15 protein-coding genes and 1 tRNA gene are annotated in these 15759 nt (G+C 68.1%); 6 read left to right on the forward strand and 10 right to left on the reverse strand.

The features are described from left to right. Positions 1-338 precede the first annotated feature (338 nt). Positions 339-1004 (forward strand): bifunctional DNA primase/polymerase, encoded by a 666-nt coding sequence (locus tag PYR72_RS25190; protein ID WP_013002323.1) that lies wholly within the window; start codon positions 339-341, stop codon positions 1002-1004. A 196-nt stretch (positions 1005-1200) separates the two neighbouring features. Beyond that, positions 1201-1821, forward strand: coding sequence for a hypothetical protein (locus tag PYR72_RS25195; protein WP_275460510.1), 621 nt, complete (start codon positions 1201-1203; stop codon positions 1819-1821). 255 nt (positions 1822-2076) lie between these two features. Here PYR72_RS25195 and PYR72_RS25200 read toward each other — a convergent pair whose 3' ends face one another. From PYR72_RS25200 to PYR72_RS25210, 3 genes are all read right to left on the reverse strand, one after another. Beyond that, positions 2077-3066, reverse strand: coding sequence for a DUF5926 family protein (locus tag PYR72_RS25200; RefSeq protein WP_275457428.1), 990 nt, complete (start codon positions 3064-3066; stop codon positions 2077-2079). 151 nt (positions 3067-3217) lie between these two features. Further along, complete coding sequence (locus PYR72_RS25205) at positions 3218-3847, reverse strand: ATP-binding protein (protein ID WP_275457429.1); 630 nt, start codon at positions 3845-3847, stop codon at positions 3218-3220. Positions 3848-4276: 429 nt separating this feature from the next. Then, positions 4277-5086: a glycerophosphodiester phosphodiesterase gene (locus PYR72_RS25210; protein WP_013002327.1), complete on the reverse strand. Its 810-nt coding sequence runs from the start codon at positions 5084-5086 to the stop codon at positions 4277-4279. A 254-nt stretch (positions 5087-5340) separates the two neighbouring features. Between PYR72_RS25210 and PYR72_RS25215 the strand changes: the two genes are divergently transcribed. Next, on the forward strand, positions 5341-7149 hold the full coding sequence (locus PYR72_RS25215) for a trypsin-like peptidase domain-containing protein (RefSeq protein ID WP_275457430.1): 1809 nt from the start codon (positions 5341-5343) through the stop codon (positions 7147-7149). 109 nt (positions 7150-7258) lie between these two features. Here PYR72_RS25215 and PYR72_RS25220 read toward each other — a convergent pair whose 3' ends face one another. Next, complete coding sequence (locus tag PYR72_RS25220; protein ID WP_275457431.1) at positions 7259-7753, reverse strand: hypothetical protein; 495 nt, start codon at positions 7751-7753, stop codon at positions 7259-7261. Positions 7754-7930: 177 nt separating this feature from the next. Between PYR72_RS25220 and PYR72_RS25225 the strand changes: the two genes are divergently transcribed. Continuing rightward, a tRNA-Ser gene (locus PYR72_RS25225) sits at positions 7931-8015 on the forward strand. Positions 8016-8263: 248 nt separating this feature from the next. Here the strand turns inward: PYR72_RS25225 and PYR72_RS25230 are convergent. Together PYR72_RS25230 and PYR72_RS25235 are read right to left on the reverse strand one after the other, a co-directional pair. Beyond that, entirely contained in the window at positions 8264-8629 is a 366-nt protein-coding gene (locus tag PYR72_RS25230) for a hypothetical protein (RefSeq protein ID WP_275457432.1), read from the reverse strand. Between the two features lie 265 nt (positions 8630-8894). Continuing rightward, a complete protein-coding gene (locus tag PYR72_RS25235; protein ID WP_275457433.1) occupies positions 8895-9416 on the reverse strand; it encodes a hypothetical protein in 522 nt (173 codons plus the stop codon). Between the two features lie 413 nt (positions 9417-9829). Here PYR72_RS25235 and PYR72_RS25240 point away from each other — a divergent pair, with 413 nt between their 5' ends. Beyond that, complete coding sequence (locus PYR72_RS25240) at positions 9830-10360, forward strand: hypothetical protein (protein ID WP_275460310.1); 531 nt, start codon at positions 9830-9832, stop codon at positions 10358-10360. Here PYR72_RS25240 and PYR72_RS25245 read toward each other — a convergent pair. The 3 genes from PYR72_RS25245 to PYR72_RS25255 all read right to left on the reverse strand — a co-directional run bounded on the left by PYR72_RS25245 (position 10278) and on the right by PYR72_RS25255 (position 13635). After that, positions 10278-11084, reverse strand: coding sequence for an IS5 family transposase (locus PYR72_RS25245; RefSeq protein WP_275453327.1), 807 nt, complete (start codon positions 11082-11084; stop codon positions 10278-10280). The two genes, PYR72_RS25240 and PYR72_RS25245, sit on opposite strands and share 83 nt — an antisense overlap. A 533-nt stretch (positions 11085-11617) precedes the next feature. Beyond that, positions 11618-12259, reverse strand: a complete 642-nt coding sequence (locus tag PYR72_RS25250) for a DUF4276 family protein (RefSeq protein ID WP_275457434.1) — start codon at positions 12257-12259, stop codon at positions 11618-11620. After that, positions 12256-13635 carry an ATP-binding protein gene (locus tag PYR72_RS25255; RefSeq protein WP_275457435.1) on the reverse strand — a complete coding sequence of 460 codons (1380 nt, stop codon included), beginning with the start codon at positions 13633-13635 and terminating at the stop codon, positions 12256-12258. Before PYR72_RS25255 ends, PYR72_RS25250 begins: the two co-directional genes overlap by 4 nt. Positions 13636-14342: 707 nt before the next feature. Here PYR72_RS25255 and PYR72_RS25260 point away from each other — a divergent pair. Next, the gene (locus PYR72_RS25260) at positions 14343-15149 is read left to right on the forward strand and encodes an IS5 family transposase (RefSeq protein WP_275453327.1); all 807 of its coding nucleotides are present in this window, start codon (positions 14343-14345) and stop codon (positions 15147-15149) included. Here PYR72_RS25260 and PYR72_RS25265 read toward each other — a convergent pair. Next, complete coding sequence (locus PYR72_RS25265) at positions 15067-15597, reverse strand: hypothetical protein (RefSeq protein ID WP_275460310.1); 531 nt, start codon at positions 15595-15597, stop codon at positions 15067-15069. The two genes, PYR72_RS25260 and PYR72_RS25265, sit on opposite strands and share 83 nt — an antisense overlap. Positions 15598-15759 lie beyond the last annotated feature (162 nt).

The following is a 15759-nucleotide window of genomic DNA, read 5'->3' on the forward strand; positions in this document are numbered from 1 at the left end:
GAAGGCCAGGGGTGGCGGAGGTCGCCCGGAACCTGGCGACGGACCCGGGCGTCCTATCCACCGACGACCGAGCCCCATCCTCCCGTGGCGGAGGCGGCGAGCACATGCGAGACGGCAAAACGCCAGGCGCCGCCACCCCTACGCCATGCCCATGCTTTTGACAGACGCACGTCGACGCAAGCGATGGACGCGGACGTAACCGAGCCCGGCCCGCAGGGGTTCCCCTTGTCCGCGACAGGGGTGTGATGCGCCAGCAGGTACGCACAGTGCAGTGAACGACACATGTTGTGATGTGACCCACGGTGTTGCCATGCGTGCAACGGAAAGGACGAGCGCTCATGCGCGAGATCCCCGGAAAGCGACGCAGGCTCCTGTCCAGGCGCAGCGGCGGGAGGCCCGAGCTTCTTGAGCAGGCCCTGACGTTCGCGACGGAATGGCAGTGGCCCGTACTCCCGGGTGTGGCGCCGGACCCGCAGGGGCGTGCCCGCTGCGGCTGCCCGGACCCGGAGTGCGTGGTGCCCGGCGCTCACCCCTTCGATCCCGGCCTGCTGGCCGCCACCACCGACGAGCGCATGGTCCGCTGGTGGTGGGGCAACCGCCCGACCGCGCCGATCGTGCTGGCCACCGGTGGCACCGCCCCCTGCGCGGTGAGCCTGCCCGCCCTGGCCGCCTCCCGCGCCCTGGCCGCGCTGGACCGCACCGGCATGCGCCTCGGCCCCGTGGTCGCGGCCCCGCACCGCTGGGCGATCCTCGTCGCGCCGTACTCCATGGAGCAGTTGGGCGAACTGCTCTACGCCAAGGACTTCGTGCCCGGCTCGCTCCGCTTCCACAGCGAGGGCGGCTATCTGGCCCTTCCCCCCTCCGAGACCGGCCACGGTCTGATCCGCTGGGAGCGGGCACCGCTGCCCGGTTCGGCCGCGCCTTGGGTGCCCGACGTGGAGGCGGTCGTGGACGCGGTGGTCGACGCCCTCACTCGTACGGGTGTGAGCGCGCCCGAGTTCTGAGCGCGCCCGGCGCGCACGGGGCCGGGCGCCCCCGGTCGGTCGTTATCTTCCGCACATGCAGCGTCTTCCCGGGGGCCGCGGGGCCCCTCCGCGCGGTCGCCACAGCGCTCCCCCGCCCTGGAGTCGTAGAGCCCTCGAGCCGGCGCGCGGCGGGCCCGATCCACGCCGGCTCCGCCTGGCGGGCCTGACCGCCGCCGTGGCGGTCGCGCTCGGTCTGCCCCTCGCCGCCTCCGCGGGCACCCTCGACGAGGTGCCCGTGTCCGAGCCCGCCCGCACCTCCGACCGCGCCCTCGCCCCCGAGCGGGTCCCGGCCGCCGGACCGGGCCGGGCCGGCGACGCGTTCGCACGGTCCGCCGAGAAGTCCTCCGGGCACGTCGATCCCAAGGCGGGCGGGCCGGACGGACCGGCGGCAGGCGGCGCCGACGAGGCCGCGGACGACGCCGCGGGGTCCTCGCGGCGTCTGCTGGGCATCGGCATCGCCACGGCCACCCGCTGCGGTCCCGAACTCACCTCCCCCGACGGCATCGAGGCGCAGACCTGTGTCCTCACGCAGGGCGAGCAGACCTGGGCCCGCACGTACTACCGCAACGCCACCGGGCGTGAGCTGAGCTCGGTCCTCAGCATGATGGCGCCCGGCGGTCACACCGTACGGATGCACTGCGCCGTGGGTGCGCACGACGAGCCGGGGGCGTGCGAGACGCCCAGGGAGCGCACGCGGGGCGTGTTGGGGGCGTACACGGCCGTGGCGGAGTTCGCGGCCCCGGACGGCGAAGGGCCGCTGTTGCTGCGCTCAGGGAGCAACTCAGGGCGTTCGTAAGGGCGTTGAGGCCGAGCGGGGCCGACGCGGCGGAAGCGTCCAGGACCCCGGGCATGAGAAGACCCGGTTGCTGGCGACGGGGGATGCACCAGCAACCGGGCTAATGAAACCGTAACAAGAGATCGGCGCTTCGCAAATTCGGTCTTGGCTATTCGGACACGAATGCGCTTGTCACGTAGGGGAGTTGTGACAGGAGTCACCACATCCCGAACGCACGCGGCCGGCCGCCCGCACGGCCGGCGCCGGCGCGCACCGTCAACTCAGCGTCACCTGCCGGTTGGTGAGTCCGCCGCGCGCCCGGCGCTCGTCCGGGGTGAGCGGGGACTCGTCGGCCAGGGCCGCGGCGAGCCGCTCGGCGAACTCCGCCGCCGGCTTCTCGACGTCGTCCGCGCCGACCCCGCTGGGGAGGTCCCAGACCGGCACGGTGAGCCCGTGAGCACGGAAGGAGCCGACCAGACGGGTGCCCTCGCCGAGGCTGGAGCGCCCCGCCGCGTGCAGCCGGGCGAGGGCGTCCAGAAGCCGCTCCTCGGCGTGCGGCATGACCCATCGCAAATGGTTCTTCTCGGGGGTCTCGCACCAGTACGCCGCGTCCACGCCCGCGAGCTTCACAGTCGGGATCGCCGCGGAGTTGGCGCGCTCCAGGGAGGCGGTCACCTCCGGGGTCGTGTTCTCCGTGTCCGGGACCCAGAACTCGAAGCCGGTGTGCACAACTGGCTCGAACTTTCCTTCGGGGTCCAGCAGATCCTGCAGACGCGGTCCGTCGGCGGGGGCCCGCCGGCCCTGGACCGGGGTGCCCGGGGCGGCCTCGAGGGCGCGCTGGAGGGTGTCGGCGAGGTCGCGGCTGATGTCGCCGGACGACGTGTCGTTCTGCAGACCGAGCAGGACCGAGCCGTCGTCGCGGCGCAGCGCGGGCCACGCCATGGGCAGGACGGTGGCGAGCGTCACCGACGGGACGCCCTCCGGGAGCGCGTCCTTCAGCTTCAGCTCGACGGTGGCGGCGGGCACCAGCTCGCGCAGCGCGATCCAGTCGCACTCACCCGCCAGGCCCTCGAAGGGGCGGTGCACCAGCTCGGTCACCGCCTGGGCGGCGGCCCGGCCGTGGCACGCCTTGTAGCGGCGGCCGCTGCCGCAGGGGCATTGCTCGCGCGCGCCGACCACCGGGACCTGCCCATCGGCGGCTGCGGCGCCGACTCCGCCGGTGCCCTGCGGGCGCTTGGCCTTCGTGTGGGGTCGCTTCTTGGCCATCGTGGGTGTCTCCCGATCACGGCTCGTCTCGTACTGGCGCGAGCCTAGCCGCTCGTACGACGGCCGACGGGACCCTGTGGACAACGCACCGAGTCGTCCCGGAACCGGTGGTTCGGGCCGGGTTGCGTACGCCCGGCCGCGGGCCGCCCGGTCAGTCCAGGTCGTCGAACGCGTCCGCGAAGTCCAGGTCCGGGACGGTCGAGACCGACGGGGCGACGACGCGGCTCGCGAAGTCCTCCCGGCGGTGGGCGCGGTAGATGTCGTCCTGGACGACGACCCACACGGTGACCTCGCCGCGGTCGTCGTCGCGCACGCCCCAGTCGTCCGCCAGTGCCGTGACGATGTTCAGCCCGCGGCCGCCGTGCGCGGTGACCGAGGGCGTGGACGGAACCGGACGGGTCGGACCACCGCCGTCCGTCACCTCGACCGTGAGGCGTCCGGTGGGATCCATGCGCCAGGCGCAGCGCACGTCACCGTCGCCAGCCAGGGCGTCGCCCAGCGGCCTGCCGTGTTTGCACGCATTGCTGAGCAGTTCGGAAAGGATCAGCAGGGCATCGTCGATGACCGTGTCCGCCACACCGCCGTCGCGCAACTGATCGCGCATGCGGTGCCTCGCCTGCCCCACGCCCGCAGGGCCATGGGGTACGGCCATGCTCGACGACGTGGGCACCTCCTGTGCCACCACCAACGCCACCCCCGAGACCTCCTTCGCCCCACGCCACGGTGTGAATGCCCCATGGGACTGGACCGGAAACCGGCCGGAACACGTGCTCTGGCGCACTCGCGACGGTCGAACACGCACCGAACGCGCCGGAGCACTCCCGGTAGCCGACTGGCTGAATTTCGTCCCCGATATGCCGACTTGTCCCCGGTGGCCGACCGGGCGCCTTGGCGGAATTCTTACCTCCGTCAAGTGCCGCACAGGGGTGGTGAAGGGGGTCGGGGCGGTGGTCGCAGCTGTGAACAGAGGCGTGTTCGGAACGGTCCCCGGCGTGGTGTTGGAAGCTGTCGGAATCGGTGTGTTCGAGGTTGTGGGAGGCCGTGCGGTCGGCGGGTCCGGACGGGTCCCGGCGGGGAGGCGCGGGGCCCGGTGTGCGGGAGGGCGGCCGACGGGCTGGGGCGGGCGCGCCGGCGGGCTCGGGTGGGCGGTCCGGCGAGCGCCTGGCGCAGTTCCGGCGGGCTCGGGCGGGCTCGGGCGGGCGTCGCGCGGTCAGCGGCTGAGCTGGTGGAGCACCGCGCGGGGGCGGTTGGTGATGATGGCGTCGACACCCAGCCCGACGCAGAGGTCGACGTCCTCGGGCTCGTTCACGGTCCACACGTGCACCTGGTGGCCGGCGCTCTTCAGGCGCTCGATGTAGGCGGGGTGATTGCGCACGATCCGGATGGAGGGGCCCGCGATCCGGACACCGTGCGGCAGCCGTCCGTCGCGCAGCCGGGGGGAGACGAACTGCATCAGGTAGACCGTCGGCAGGGTCGGGGACGCGACGCGGACGCGCTGCAGCGAGCGCGCCGAGAAGCTCATGATCCGTACCGGTGACTCGGCGGCCGCCTCCGGCGCGTCCAGCCCGAACCGCTTCAGCAGGACCAGCAGCCGTTCCTCGACCTGGCCCGCCCAGCGGGTGGGGTGCTTGGTCTCGATGGCCAGTTCCACCCGGCGCCCCGCGTCGGCCACGAGTTCGAGCAGGCGTTCGAGGGTGAGGACGGAGGTGTCGGCCCGGTCCTCGGGGGTGACCTCCCAGTCGGGGGCCTCGTCGCCGTTCTTCCAGGAGCCGAAGTCCAGGGCCGCCAGATCGGCCAGCTCCAGCGCGGAGACCGCGCCCCGGCCGTTGGACGTACGGTTGACGCGCCGGTCGTGGACGCAGACGAGGTGGCCGTCCGCCGTCAGCCGCACATCGCATTCGAGGGCGTCGGCGCCGTCCTCGATCGCTTTCTTGTACGCGGCCAGGGTGTGCTCGGGGGCCGCCTCGGAGGCCCCCCGGTGGGCGACGACCTGAATCGGGAGCTGTCGTACGTGGGTCACCGCGTCATGGTGCCACCGGGACGGGGTACGCGTGGGGGCGGTGACGGTGGACGACCGGGTTCGTACGCACAGTACGCGTTAATAGTCCGATAGATCCTATATAAAGGATGGTCCCGGACCCACAGGCACCGCTTATGGTGCCCTGACGGCTCGTGGGAAAAGCTGACCCCATACAAAAATGCGCACAGTCCGATGCGCGACCAACGAACAGTCGACCGCCTACAAGGTGAAGCCGTGGATCGAGGAGAAAAGCTGTGAGCACCGAGAACGAGGGCACCCCGGTACCCCCGGCCCCGTCCGCACCTCCCGTGCCGGTGGACACTGCCGCTGCCTCCGCGCAGACCCCGGCGCACGAGCCGAGCGAGCCCCCGGCGGAGCCCTCCGCCGCGCCCGCGGGCGGAACGAGCGCCGACAACGCGCCGACGACCCAGCTCCCGCCGGTCCCGCCGACGGCCCCGGAGCCGGGTGCGACCGCGGTGCAGCCGCACGTGCCGCAGGCGGAGCGGCCGGTGCCGCCGCACCCGACGGCCGAGCAGCCGGTGACGCAGCACGCGACCGGACAGCACCCGACGGCGCAGTACCCGACCGCTCAGCAGCCGGTGGCGCAGCAGCCGGGGGCGCATCAGCCGCACCCGGAGCTGGTGTCCGCCGGGGCACCGGGGTACGCGGCGGCCCCCGGTCAGGGATACGGCATGGGCCAGGCGCCCGGCGGTGGTTACGGACACGCTCCCGGTGGCCCCGGGTCCTCCGCGCCCGACGCCTCCTGGCCCCCTCCGGCACCGCCCGCGGTCCCGTCGTACGCGGACAACGGCGGTGGCGCGTACGCGGACACGGGCGCGGCCGGAGGAGTCGGTGGCCCCGCCGGACCCGGCGGGCCCGGTGACGGCGGCTGGGGCTCCTCGTGGCAGCAGACGCAGCAGCCGGCCCCCAAGCCGGCGGGCAAGAAGCGGGGCGGCCTGATCGCCGCGGTGCTCGTGGCCGCGCTGGTCGCGGGCGGCGTCGGCGGCGGCATCGGCTACACCCTGGCCGACCGCAACGACAACTCCACGGGTTCCACGACCGTTTCGGCCTCCCAGAACGGCGGGGACGTCAAGCGCGCCGCCGGTACGGTCGCCGCCGTGGCCTCCTCCGCGCTGCCGAGCACGGTGACCATCGAGGCGTCGAACAGCGACGGCGACGGCGGCACGGGCACCGGCTTCGTGTTCGACAAGGAAGGCCACATCGTCACCAACAACCACGTGGTGGCGGAGGCCGTCGACGGCGGCAAGGTGTCGGCCACCTTCCCGGACGGCAAGAAGTACGCCGCGGAGGTCGTCGGCCACGCGCAGGGCTACGACGTGGCGGTCATCAAGCTCAAGAACGCCCCGTCCAACCTGCAGCCGCTGACGCTCGGCGACTCCGACAAGGTCGCGGTGGGCGACTCGACGATCGCGATCGGCGCACCCTTCGGCCTGTCCAACACGGTCACGACGGGCATCATCAGCGCCAAGAACCGTCCGGTGGCCTCCAGCGACGGTTCCTCCGGCAGCAAGGCCTCCTACATGAGCGCCCTGCAGACCGACGCGTCCATCAACCCCGGCAACTCCGGCGGCCCCCTCCTCGACGCCCGCGGCAATGTCATCGGCATCAACTCGGCCATCCAGTCGGCCAGCAGCGGCGGCAGCTTCGGCTCCGGCCAGGCGGGCTCCATCGGCCTCGGCTTCGCCATCCCGATCAACCAGGCCAAGAACGTGGCCCAGCAGCTGATCAGGACGGGCAAGCCGGTGTATCCGGTGATCGGCGCCTCGGTCTCCCTGGAGGAGGGCACGGGCGGAGCGAAGATCACCAACTCCGGTGAGGGCGGCTCGGACTCCATCACCGCGAACGGTCCCGCCGACAAGGCCGGCCTCAAGCCCGGTGACGTCATCACCAAGCTCGACGACCACGTCATCGACAGCGGCCCCACCCTCATCGGCGAGATCTGGACGCACCGCCCCGGCGACAAGGTCACCCTCACGTATACCCGCGACGGCAAGACCCGCACGGCGGACGTCACCCTCGGCGAACGCGAGGGCGACAGCTGACCCGCGCCTCGACCGCGCGCCCCGGCGCCGGAACACCCTTGATCGGTGGGGTGGTTCGGCACCGGGGCGCGCGGGTGTATGCGCCCCCGGGACGGTGACCTCCCGGCCCCTATTGCCGGCGGGGGCCCTTCACCGCCCTGAACTCCTCTCCGCCGTAAAGCGACTCGTAACGGATCTCGATCCGGAGCCGTTCGGTGACGAGGCGCCAGAACGGCTCGTGCGCGACCGGATCGAAGTCGTCCAGGACCAGCAGCGGCAGCTCCTTGCCGGCGAGCAGCGGCAGTCCTCGGGGCAGCGTGGAATGCCTCGGTTCCATCGGCAGGCCGGCGGTGATCCGACGGTGGCTCTCGTGGCCCCAGCCACCGATCTCGGCACCGTCCAGCCACACCGTGGTCCCGGTGACCAGGGCAGGGCCCAGACCTGCGTTGAGCACCTGGATGCCGGTGCGCCCGCCTTCGACGTCCCTCACCCGCCTGATCTGCAGGAGCGGTCGCACCGACTGACGGTTGTGGGCGCGGGTGCTCCTGGACTCGGTGAAACTCACCCACAGCGACGCCAGCGCTATGACGGTCGCCGACACCGAGATGACGATCTCCGGTTTCATGGCCCCTCCCCCCATGGTTGTAGCGGTCCGACGCGTCCCACGCGACAACCGAGAACCGGCCGAACCCCGCCCGCCGCCCCGATCCCCCGCATCACCGCCCCTCCCACGGACCAAGCCCCCGAGCACCGCCCACGCCGGGTACGCTGTACCCGCTCCGCCCCAGGTCGGCGGGGCGCAGGTGGGTTGCCCGAGCGGCCTAAGGGAACGGTCTTGAAAACCGTCGTGGCGCAAGTCACCGTGGGTTCAAATCCCACACCCACCGCAGGTGAGCGGCCCCTGACCAGGTAAATCGGTCAGGGGCCGTTGTGTTGTGTGGTACCCGCTGGCTCCCGTGATTCCCCGCGACTTCCCGCTCGATCGGGCACGGGTGGGGCACGTGCACCTTCTGATCCGTAGCTCTACAGAGATCGGTCATTGGAGGCCATACAGGCTGTGGGGAGGATTGTGAGGGCCGGTGACGGTCGCTGCTGGTTGCTGGGGTTGCTGTACGTCGTTGCGGTACAGCAACGGCTACCAGTCCCGCCAGTCATCCGTGATCTCGGTGCGGCTGATGCCTCGCCTCGCCGCCAGGGCGGGGACGTCGATGCCGTGCTCGGTCAAGGTCTGATCGATGTAGAGGCACAGCTGTTCACGCTCTTCGGTTTCGTAGCCGGCGCCGTCGTGGTCCTCATTGATCTCGTTCAGCGCCACCACGACACGCTTGATCGCTTCGAAGGCCTGCTCATCGTCCCGGTCCCGGAGTACGGCCACATCCAGCTCGAACGTGCGCAGGGCTCCGTCCGTCGCCGCCAGGAGCGACCCGGGGAAAAGCTCCGACAGGAAGGCATCTCCCGGCTCCCGTGTCCCCGCCGCAACCTCCGCTGTCTCTTCGTCCACACGCGCACGCCAACGTGCTGATGGTCTGATTGCCATGTCCTGGACCGTAGGTCCAGGCTTTGACAGTGCCGCTGTTGCGCACTCTTTCCAACTGTGGTGGTGGGACGGTGGGCTGTGTGCAGGGGCGTTCACCTGCGTTCATAGGCGGCCCGCTCGTGGGCTTTCCCCCGACGCCTGGTCTCGTATGAACGGCCGTGAACGGGGCTGAATGAGACGGAAACTGAGACGGCCCCGGCAGGCTATGAGGGCACGCAGACTCTGGTGCTCAGGCCTGTGTCTGCCTGTGTTCATCGTGGCTGGATGCCAGGGGGACGAACGGGAGTTCGGGGATGCCAAGTTCTTGGCGCATGGCCGCTGCTGCGGCCTGGGCGGCCTTGTAGTACGTGTGCTGTGCGGTCTGGAAGGCCCCGTCAGTGACTTGCGCACCCTCTGCGAGGAGGTCACGTAGCGTACGGACGGTGCGGAACGCGTCGACACCCAACTCCACTACACGCGGCGGAGCGAGCATCGTCAGGCCGAAGCGCTGCTCGAACAGACCAGACTCGGAGAAGGCCGCGCGGACCGCACGCCTGCGCTCTTCCGGCATGTCGTAGGTTGCCTCGGCGGCAAAACGCATACCTTCGGTCGCACGGGCCAAGTGGGCGAGGTAGGTCACGAAGGTCTCACGCAAAACGGTCTGCGCATCGGCCTGTTGGGCGCGTTTCCAGCGGTCTCGGTCCACGACGAACGTTGCGACGATGCCGGCCAGTGCACCGGCTATGGCACTCAGAGGTGCAGTCCAGTCCATGAGAGGCACTGTATTGACTCCACGAGGGGGCTGCCGAAGCAAGAACGGCACCTGCGGGTGACGCTCTCAGCTTGGGAAGCTTAGGTCATCTGGAGGCCAATCGGACCTCTGACCTGCTGAAACAGATTGATCGCCGCCCCTCGGTGCGCTGCTCCTTGCCCCGTGATTCCCCGCTGTTCCCCGCCTGTTCTGGCACGCATGTGGCACATGCCTGCCAGGTCAGTGGAGTCTCGATGGGAGTTAAGCCACGCAAGGGGCGCCGTAGTTGCCGAAGTTCTAGAGTTCCTCAACTTAGAGGTCGTTCTCTTTCCGAACCCCGTGTGCGGATTCTGCTGGTCAGGCATGAGATTGCGGCTGCCGCGGGAGCCTCGAGTCATTGCTGATCGAGTTGCTGTGGAGGGCGGATGCCGTCGATGCGGGCGGTTCTGGAAGCGCGGCGGAAGGCCGCAGCTGTGCGGGTGGAGGAGCTCGAAGCCGAACTTGAGCGGGTGCGGGTGGACTTGGCGGACGCCGAAGAAGTCCTCAGACGCCGGGCGATCGGCCTCGAGCAGTTTCTGGAAGCGCTGGCCGAAGAAGAACAGCCTGCCGAGATGACTGTCGGTCTGCCGAGAAGGAAGTCGGTGGGACCGCGCCGTGCGGTGCCGCATCGCCAGAACGCGGCCGGCCTCGAGGACCTGTCGGTGGACTACCAGGCGGTGATGGAGGCTGCGGCGCAGGTCGGCGCGGACGGGCTGGGTGCCCGGCGGGCGGCCGTGGTGCTGGGTTGGGACAGCGCCTCCGCCTCACGGGTCGAGGGTGCACGAGCACGGCTGAAGAGGCTGGTGGAACGAGGCTGGCTGGTGGAGGTGAAGCCCGGAAGATTCACCCTGCCGGCAGGACGGCGGACTGATGAGACTGCGCGGCCAGGCGGCGGTTCATCAGGGCGATCATCGACCAGCGGATGACTGCTTCGCTCGTGTCGGTGCGGCGTTCGTAGTCCCGGACCAGGCGCCGACTGCGCAGAAACCAGGCGAAGGACCGCTCGACGACCCAGCGGCGGGGCAGTGGCTGGAAGCCGCGGACGTCTTCGCCTCGGCGGACGATGTCGAGGACGATCCCCAGGTGCCGGCTGGTCCAGTCGGTGAGGTGGCCGGTGTAGCCGCCGTCGGCCCAGACCCGTGCCAGCCGCCTGAAGCGGCCGGCTGCCGTCGGCAGAAGGGTCCGGGCGCCGTCCCGGTCGGTCACGGACGCCGGCGTGACCAGCACGGCCAGGAGGAGCCCGAGCGTGTCGGTGAGCAGGTGCCGCTTGCGTCCATTGATCTTCTTGCCCGCGTCGAACCCGCGTGAGATGTGGGCGACGGTGGCGTCCGCCTTCACCGACTGCGAGTCCATCACCGCCCCACTCGGCTCCGGGCCACGGCCTTCGGCCTGGCGAACGGCCTGGTGCAGGCGATCATGCAGTTCGCCCACCAGCCCGGTGTCCCGCCAGCGGGCGAAGAAGGCATAGACCCGCGGCCACGGCGGAAAGTCGGACGGCATCGCCCGCCACTTGATGCCGTTGTCGACGAGATAGCGCACCGCGTCGATCATCTGTCGGTGGCAGAACCCCTCCGGCCGTCCGCCTCGGCCCGCTAGCCAGCCCGGAACCGGCAGTAGATCTTTCACCACCGCCCACTCGGCATCGCTCATGTCCGAGCCGTACCGGGGCCGGCGCCCCGGCCGGTCAGCCGCGTTCCCGAACCTGTGGGCGAGACAGTCACACCCACGAGTGGACGGACTGGACCCGGCAACCATGACCACGCGACACTTCGACAACAGGGCCTCTTGATCCTCGCTGGACTCGACATCCGCGAGCTACCAAGAGGCCCTTCTTCCATGCACCCGCACCGACCGACTCACCCGAACCAGGCCCCTGTTCGAACCCTGCCGACCACCTGAGCGGATAGAGAACAGCCAGTTACGGAGCCACTTTGGCGCGAGCCTCGAAGATCATGGCCCCAACGTCGTGCTTTACCGGGCAGGTCCACTACCTGCCCGACGCGCCGGAAGCTTACGGGGCCATGATCACTCGCGCCAAAGCAGCGCCACCCCAAAGCCGCTCCACCGACCGTCGTACAAGGAGCTCATGCGTCACCTGCCGCCAAATCGAGTAGCTCCTGTCGGTCTCCCCAATGTCCCGCCATCGCGCGACTCGTGGCCTCACATACCTTCAATCCGAAAATCTAAGAGGATGCCGCCTTAAGGCCTTCTTCTAGCTCACCAACAAAGGCCCTCCAAGACGGCACATTTCTAACGTTCCCATCATGGTCCAGAAGCTCCATTAGCCGCTGGCGATTCTTCGAGAACCGTTGCACTTTCTGGAAATCAACCAACCTGCGGCCAGTAAGACCACTGGCTTTTGCAAGTGTGTCTTTTAGCTGCTGCTTAGGGTCGGCGATGCGTTCAACATTCGCCGCCTTCGGGAGCGACAGATCCATTTTTCCTCTTGGGTTTCCCGCCACCTGGCGGATGGCGCCTTCATCCAAGAGGAGCCACGCTTCGAGCATTGTCACAGGAATTGCAGGAACGTGCGCCAATTCGGGCCATTCCGACTCGACGGCTGATGTGATCTCACTTCGACGAGCTTCAGTTCCATCACGATCAGCGTCTCTATGCAGGACTGCAAAGTCGTACTTATCACTCAGTTTGCGAGTGGCTCGTAGCTTATCTGCAACACTGCGCCCTACCGGTTGACTGCTGAGCCAATTCAGATCTGGAGCGCTTACCGAAATGTCCACGTCACATCGAGCAGCAATTTGCTCAATGTGCGGAACCAGGCCAAGATCGCTGCTGCCCTCGCAAAGATATAGGACTCTCAGGGTCATGCAACATCCCCCTCGATAGCCAGCTGGGCTCCTGGAGGGCTCTGCAGATAAGGAAGGATATCAGCCTTAGTAACAAAATCCTGAGTATTGGCTGACCGCCAAGTTCCCTCAAGAGGGCGCAACCTCAGCCGTCGAGTGATTCGACCATCAGGCAACTTGTAGGCGGCCGTATCCGCAAAGAGCAGGTCATCGGGGTCCGTTAGCTGCACCACACCCGGCGCATGCGTATTAATCAATACTTGGCGAAACGGGTTGTCATCCCCTGGCGTATCCATGGGGTCGACAGCCAGGTCGCGTACGAGTTCCACCATTGCCGGGAGGTTTGCGGGGTGGATTCCGTTCTCCGGCTCTTCCATGCAGATCAACCCCCGGACCTCAGGGTCCTCAAGCAAAACACAGAGAGCCAGGAAACGAAGGGTTCCCTCTGAAAGACTTCGAGCAGGAAGGGCCATTCCGCTCATCTCATGAAGTCGAATGGTCAAGAGTTCCCGTACGTCATCTTCTTGCACATCCAACGACTTCACCTGTAGGCCAGACAGGTCCGACAATCGGTTGGCAACTCGCGAGTAGACCTGCGAGGTGAAATCCTCATCTTCAGGATTAGAAAGCCCAATCCTGAAAAGAGCACCAGGCAAATGCAAGCCGTTGGATTGAATTGACCTAGGATCAATGTACTGATCAGAACTACGCAGAGCAGAGGGCTCCAAAGCCAGCCTGCGCCATGATTGCATTTCTCGCCGCGCGGCCAAAATTGTCGGGTCGTCGCTTGAGGTTACAGTTGAAACTACCGTGGCCCGCGCCCGACTCGCTGCTGCGGGGCGAGGCTGCCCGCGACTACCCCCATCCTGGTGAATCCTAATTACCGGATCCCCATCCTCGACAGAAGTCGAGATGAACGAAGTTCCATATCGCTTGCTTTGGATCATCGTGTCGCGAAACAGCGGCTTACTGTGCGGAAAGCGCAGTTTAGAATGAGCATCCCCCTTGCGAATATACCCAAGACTTTCATGCAGGAGAATAAACCGGCCAATCTTCTCCGCCCCACGCGGAATTTGGTATCCGAGTTCTAGTTCGTAGCGGAGAAAGGATGAGGTTGCCGGATCTGAGAGGCGCCCAAAATCATCTTCAATCTGACCAGGGGGAACAATCATCTCGGCTGCAAACCGCATCCGGTGCTCGCCTGTACCGTATCCGTTCCAGAAAAGATCCCGAGCGTCACCATGGCGCTCTGTGTGGGTTCCTCGTACTTCTTGAGCGGCCTCCATCAGAGAACCGTCAGCCAAGAGACTGAGGAACTGGATCGCATCAAAAAGGTTTGACTTACCCGTTCCATTCACCCCAGCAATGCACGTGAAAGGGCCAAGTTCAACGGACAAGTCAAGCAGGTTCTTAAAGCCGTCAACCTCAAGCCGGGTTAGCAAGTGTCCTCCAGAGCGATGTGGCGAGACCGGGCGGATACCAACAGGATAGCCTTTTGGGGCCTGTCAAGCGTGGCTTGAAGGAGATCCTGCACAGGCCATCCGGCGGCTGCCGTCGATCGACGGCAACACGCCCGACTGGTATCGCGTTGCCGTCTCACTGTGCGTCATTTGCCCTCACCTGGAGTTGGATAAGCGGCACGCCCTGGGGGCAAGGTGCGGTGCTGACCACACACCCATCTGCCTCTCACGTGCGCCGGGGCTGACCTGGCTCGGGCCGTCTCTGGGCCGTCCGAGAGTGGCCGACGACGACAGGCGACGACAGTTGCCAACCACTCTGCCCTTGCTCAGAGGCAGTACACCTGTCTTCGCCCCGGGTGCCAAACCCCGGATGTAACTGGCTGTTCTCTATCCGCTCAGGTGGTCGGCAGGGTTCGAACAGGGGCCTGGTTCGGGTGAGTCGGTCGGTGCGGGTGCATGGAAGAAGGGCCTCTTGGTAGCTCGCGGATGTCGAGTCCAGCGAGGATCAAGAGGCCCTGTTGTCGAAGTGTCGCGTGGTCATGGTTGCCGGGTCCAGTCCGTCCACTCGTGGGTGTGACTGTCTCGCCCACAGGTTCGGGAACGCGGCTGACCGGCCGGGGCGCCGGCCCCGGTACGGCTCGGACATGAGCGATGCCGAGTGGGCGGTGGTGAAAGATCTACTGCCGGTTCCGGGCTGGCTAGCGGGCCGAGGCGGACGGCCGGAGGGGTTCTGCCACCGACAGATGATCGACGCGGTGCGCTATCTCGTCGACAACGGCATCAAGTGGCGGGCGATGCCGTCCGACTTTCCGCCGTGGCCGCGGGTCTATGCCTTCTTCGCCCGCTGGCGGGACACCGGGCTGGTGGGCGAACTGCATGATCGCCTGCACCAGGCCGTTCGCCAGGCCGAAGGCCGTGGCCCGGAGCCGAGTGGGGCGGTGATGGACTCGCAGTCGGTGAAGGCGGACGCCACCGTCGCCCACATCTCACGCGGGTTCGACGCGGGCAAGAAGATCAATGGACGCAAGCGGCACCTGCTCACCGACACGCTCGGGCTCCTCCTGGCCGTGCTGGTCACGCCGGCGTCCGTGACCGACCGGGACGGCGCCCGGACCCTTCTGCCGACGGCAGCCGGCCGCTTCAGGCGGCTGGCACGGGTCTGGGCCGACGGCGGCTACACCGGCCACCTCACCGACTGGACCAGCCGGCACCTGGGGATCGTCCTCGACATCGTCCGCCGAGGCGAAGACGTCCGCGGCTTCCAGCCACTGCCCCGCCGCTGGGTCGTCGAGCGGTCCTTCGCCTGGTTTCTGCGCAGTCGGCGCCTGGTCCGGGACTACGAACGCCGCACCGACACGAGCGAAGCAGTCATCCGCTGGTCGATGATCGCCCTGATGAACCGCCGCCTGGCCGCGCAGTCTCATCAGTCCGCCGTCCTGCCGGCAGGGTGAATCTTCCGGGCTTCACCTCCACCAGCCAGCCTCGTTCCACCAGCCTCTTCAGCCGTGCTCGTGCACCCTCGACCCGTGAGGCGGAGGCGCTGTCCCAACCCAGCACCACGGCCGCCCGCCGGGCACCCAGCCCGTCCGCGCCGACCTGCGCCGCAGCCTCCATCACCGCCTGGTAGTCCACCGACAGGTCCTCGAGGCCGGCCGCGTTCTGGCGATGCGGCACCGCACGGCGCGGTCCCACCGACTTCCTTCTCGGCAGACCGACAGTCATCTCGGCAGGCTGTTCTTCTTCGGCCAGCGCTTCCAGAAACTGCTCGAGGCCGATCGCCCGGCGTCTGAGGACTTCTTCGGCGTCCGCCAAGTCCACCCGCACCCGCTCAAGTTCGGCTTCGAGCTCCTCCACCCGCACAGCTGCGGCCTTCCGCCGCGCTTCCAGAACCGCCCGCATCGACGGCATCCGCCCTCCACAGCAACTCGATCAGCAATGACTCGAGGCTCCCGCGGCAGCCGCAATCTCATGCCTGACCAGCAGAATCCGCACACGGGGTTCGGAAAGAGAACGACCTCTAAAGCCGTGGAGCCGACCGCCCCAGCCACGACGTACCCCTTC

The organism is Streptomyces sp. VNUA24 (assembly GCF_029167005.1).
Classification (GTDB): domain Bacteria; phylum Actinomycetota; class Actinomycetes; order Streptomycetales; family Streptomycetaceae; genus Streptomyces; species Streptomyces scabiei.

Excerpts from the sequence above, each read along its gene's own strand:
- PYR72_RS25190 (WP_013002323.1), top strand. The coding sequence starts at position 339 with ATGCGCGAGATCCCCGGAAAGCGACGCAGGCTCCTGTCCAGGCGCAGC.
- PYR72_RS25200 (WP_275457428.1), bottom strand. The coding sequence starts at position 3,066 with ATGGCCAAGAAGCGACCCCACACGAAGGCCAAGCGCCCGCAGGGCACC.
- PYR72_RS25220 (WP_275457431.1), bottom strand. The coding sequence starts at position 7,753 with ATGAAACCGGAGATCGTCATCTCGGTGTCGGCGACCGTCATAGCGCTG.
- PYR72_RS25235 (WP_275457433.1), bottom strand. The coding sequence starts at position 9,416 with ATGGACTGGACTGCACCTCTGAGTGCCATAGCCGGTGCACTGGCCGGC.
- PYR72_RS25240 (WP_275460310.1), top strand. The coding sequence starts at position 9,830 with ATGCGGGCGGTTCTGGAAGCGCGGCGGAAGGCCGCAGCTGTGCGGGTG.
- PYR72_RS25245 (WP_275453327.1), bottom strand. The coding sequence starts at position 11,084 with ATGAGCGATGCCGAGTGGGCGGTGGTGAAAGATCTACTGCCGGTTCCG.
- PYR72_RS25250 (WP_275457434.1), bottom strand. The coding sequence starts at position 12,259 with ATGACCCTGAGAGTCCTATATCTTTGCGAGGGCAGCAGCGATCTTGGC.
- PYR72_RS25260 (WP_275453327.1), top strand. The coding sequence starts at position 14,343 with ATGAGCGATGCCGAGTGGGCGGTGGTGAAAGATCTACTGCCGGTTCCG.
- PYR72_RS25265 (WP_275460310.1), bottom strand. The coding sequence starts at position 15,597 with ATGCGGGCGGTTCTGGAAGCGCGGCGGAAGGCCGCAGCTGTGCGGGTG.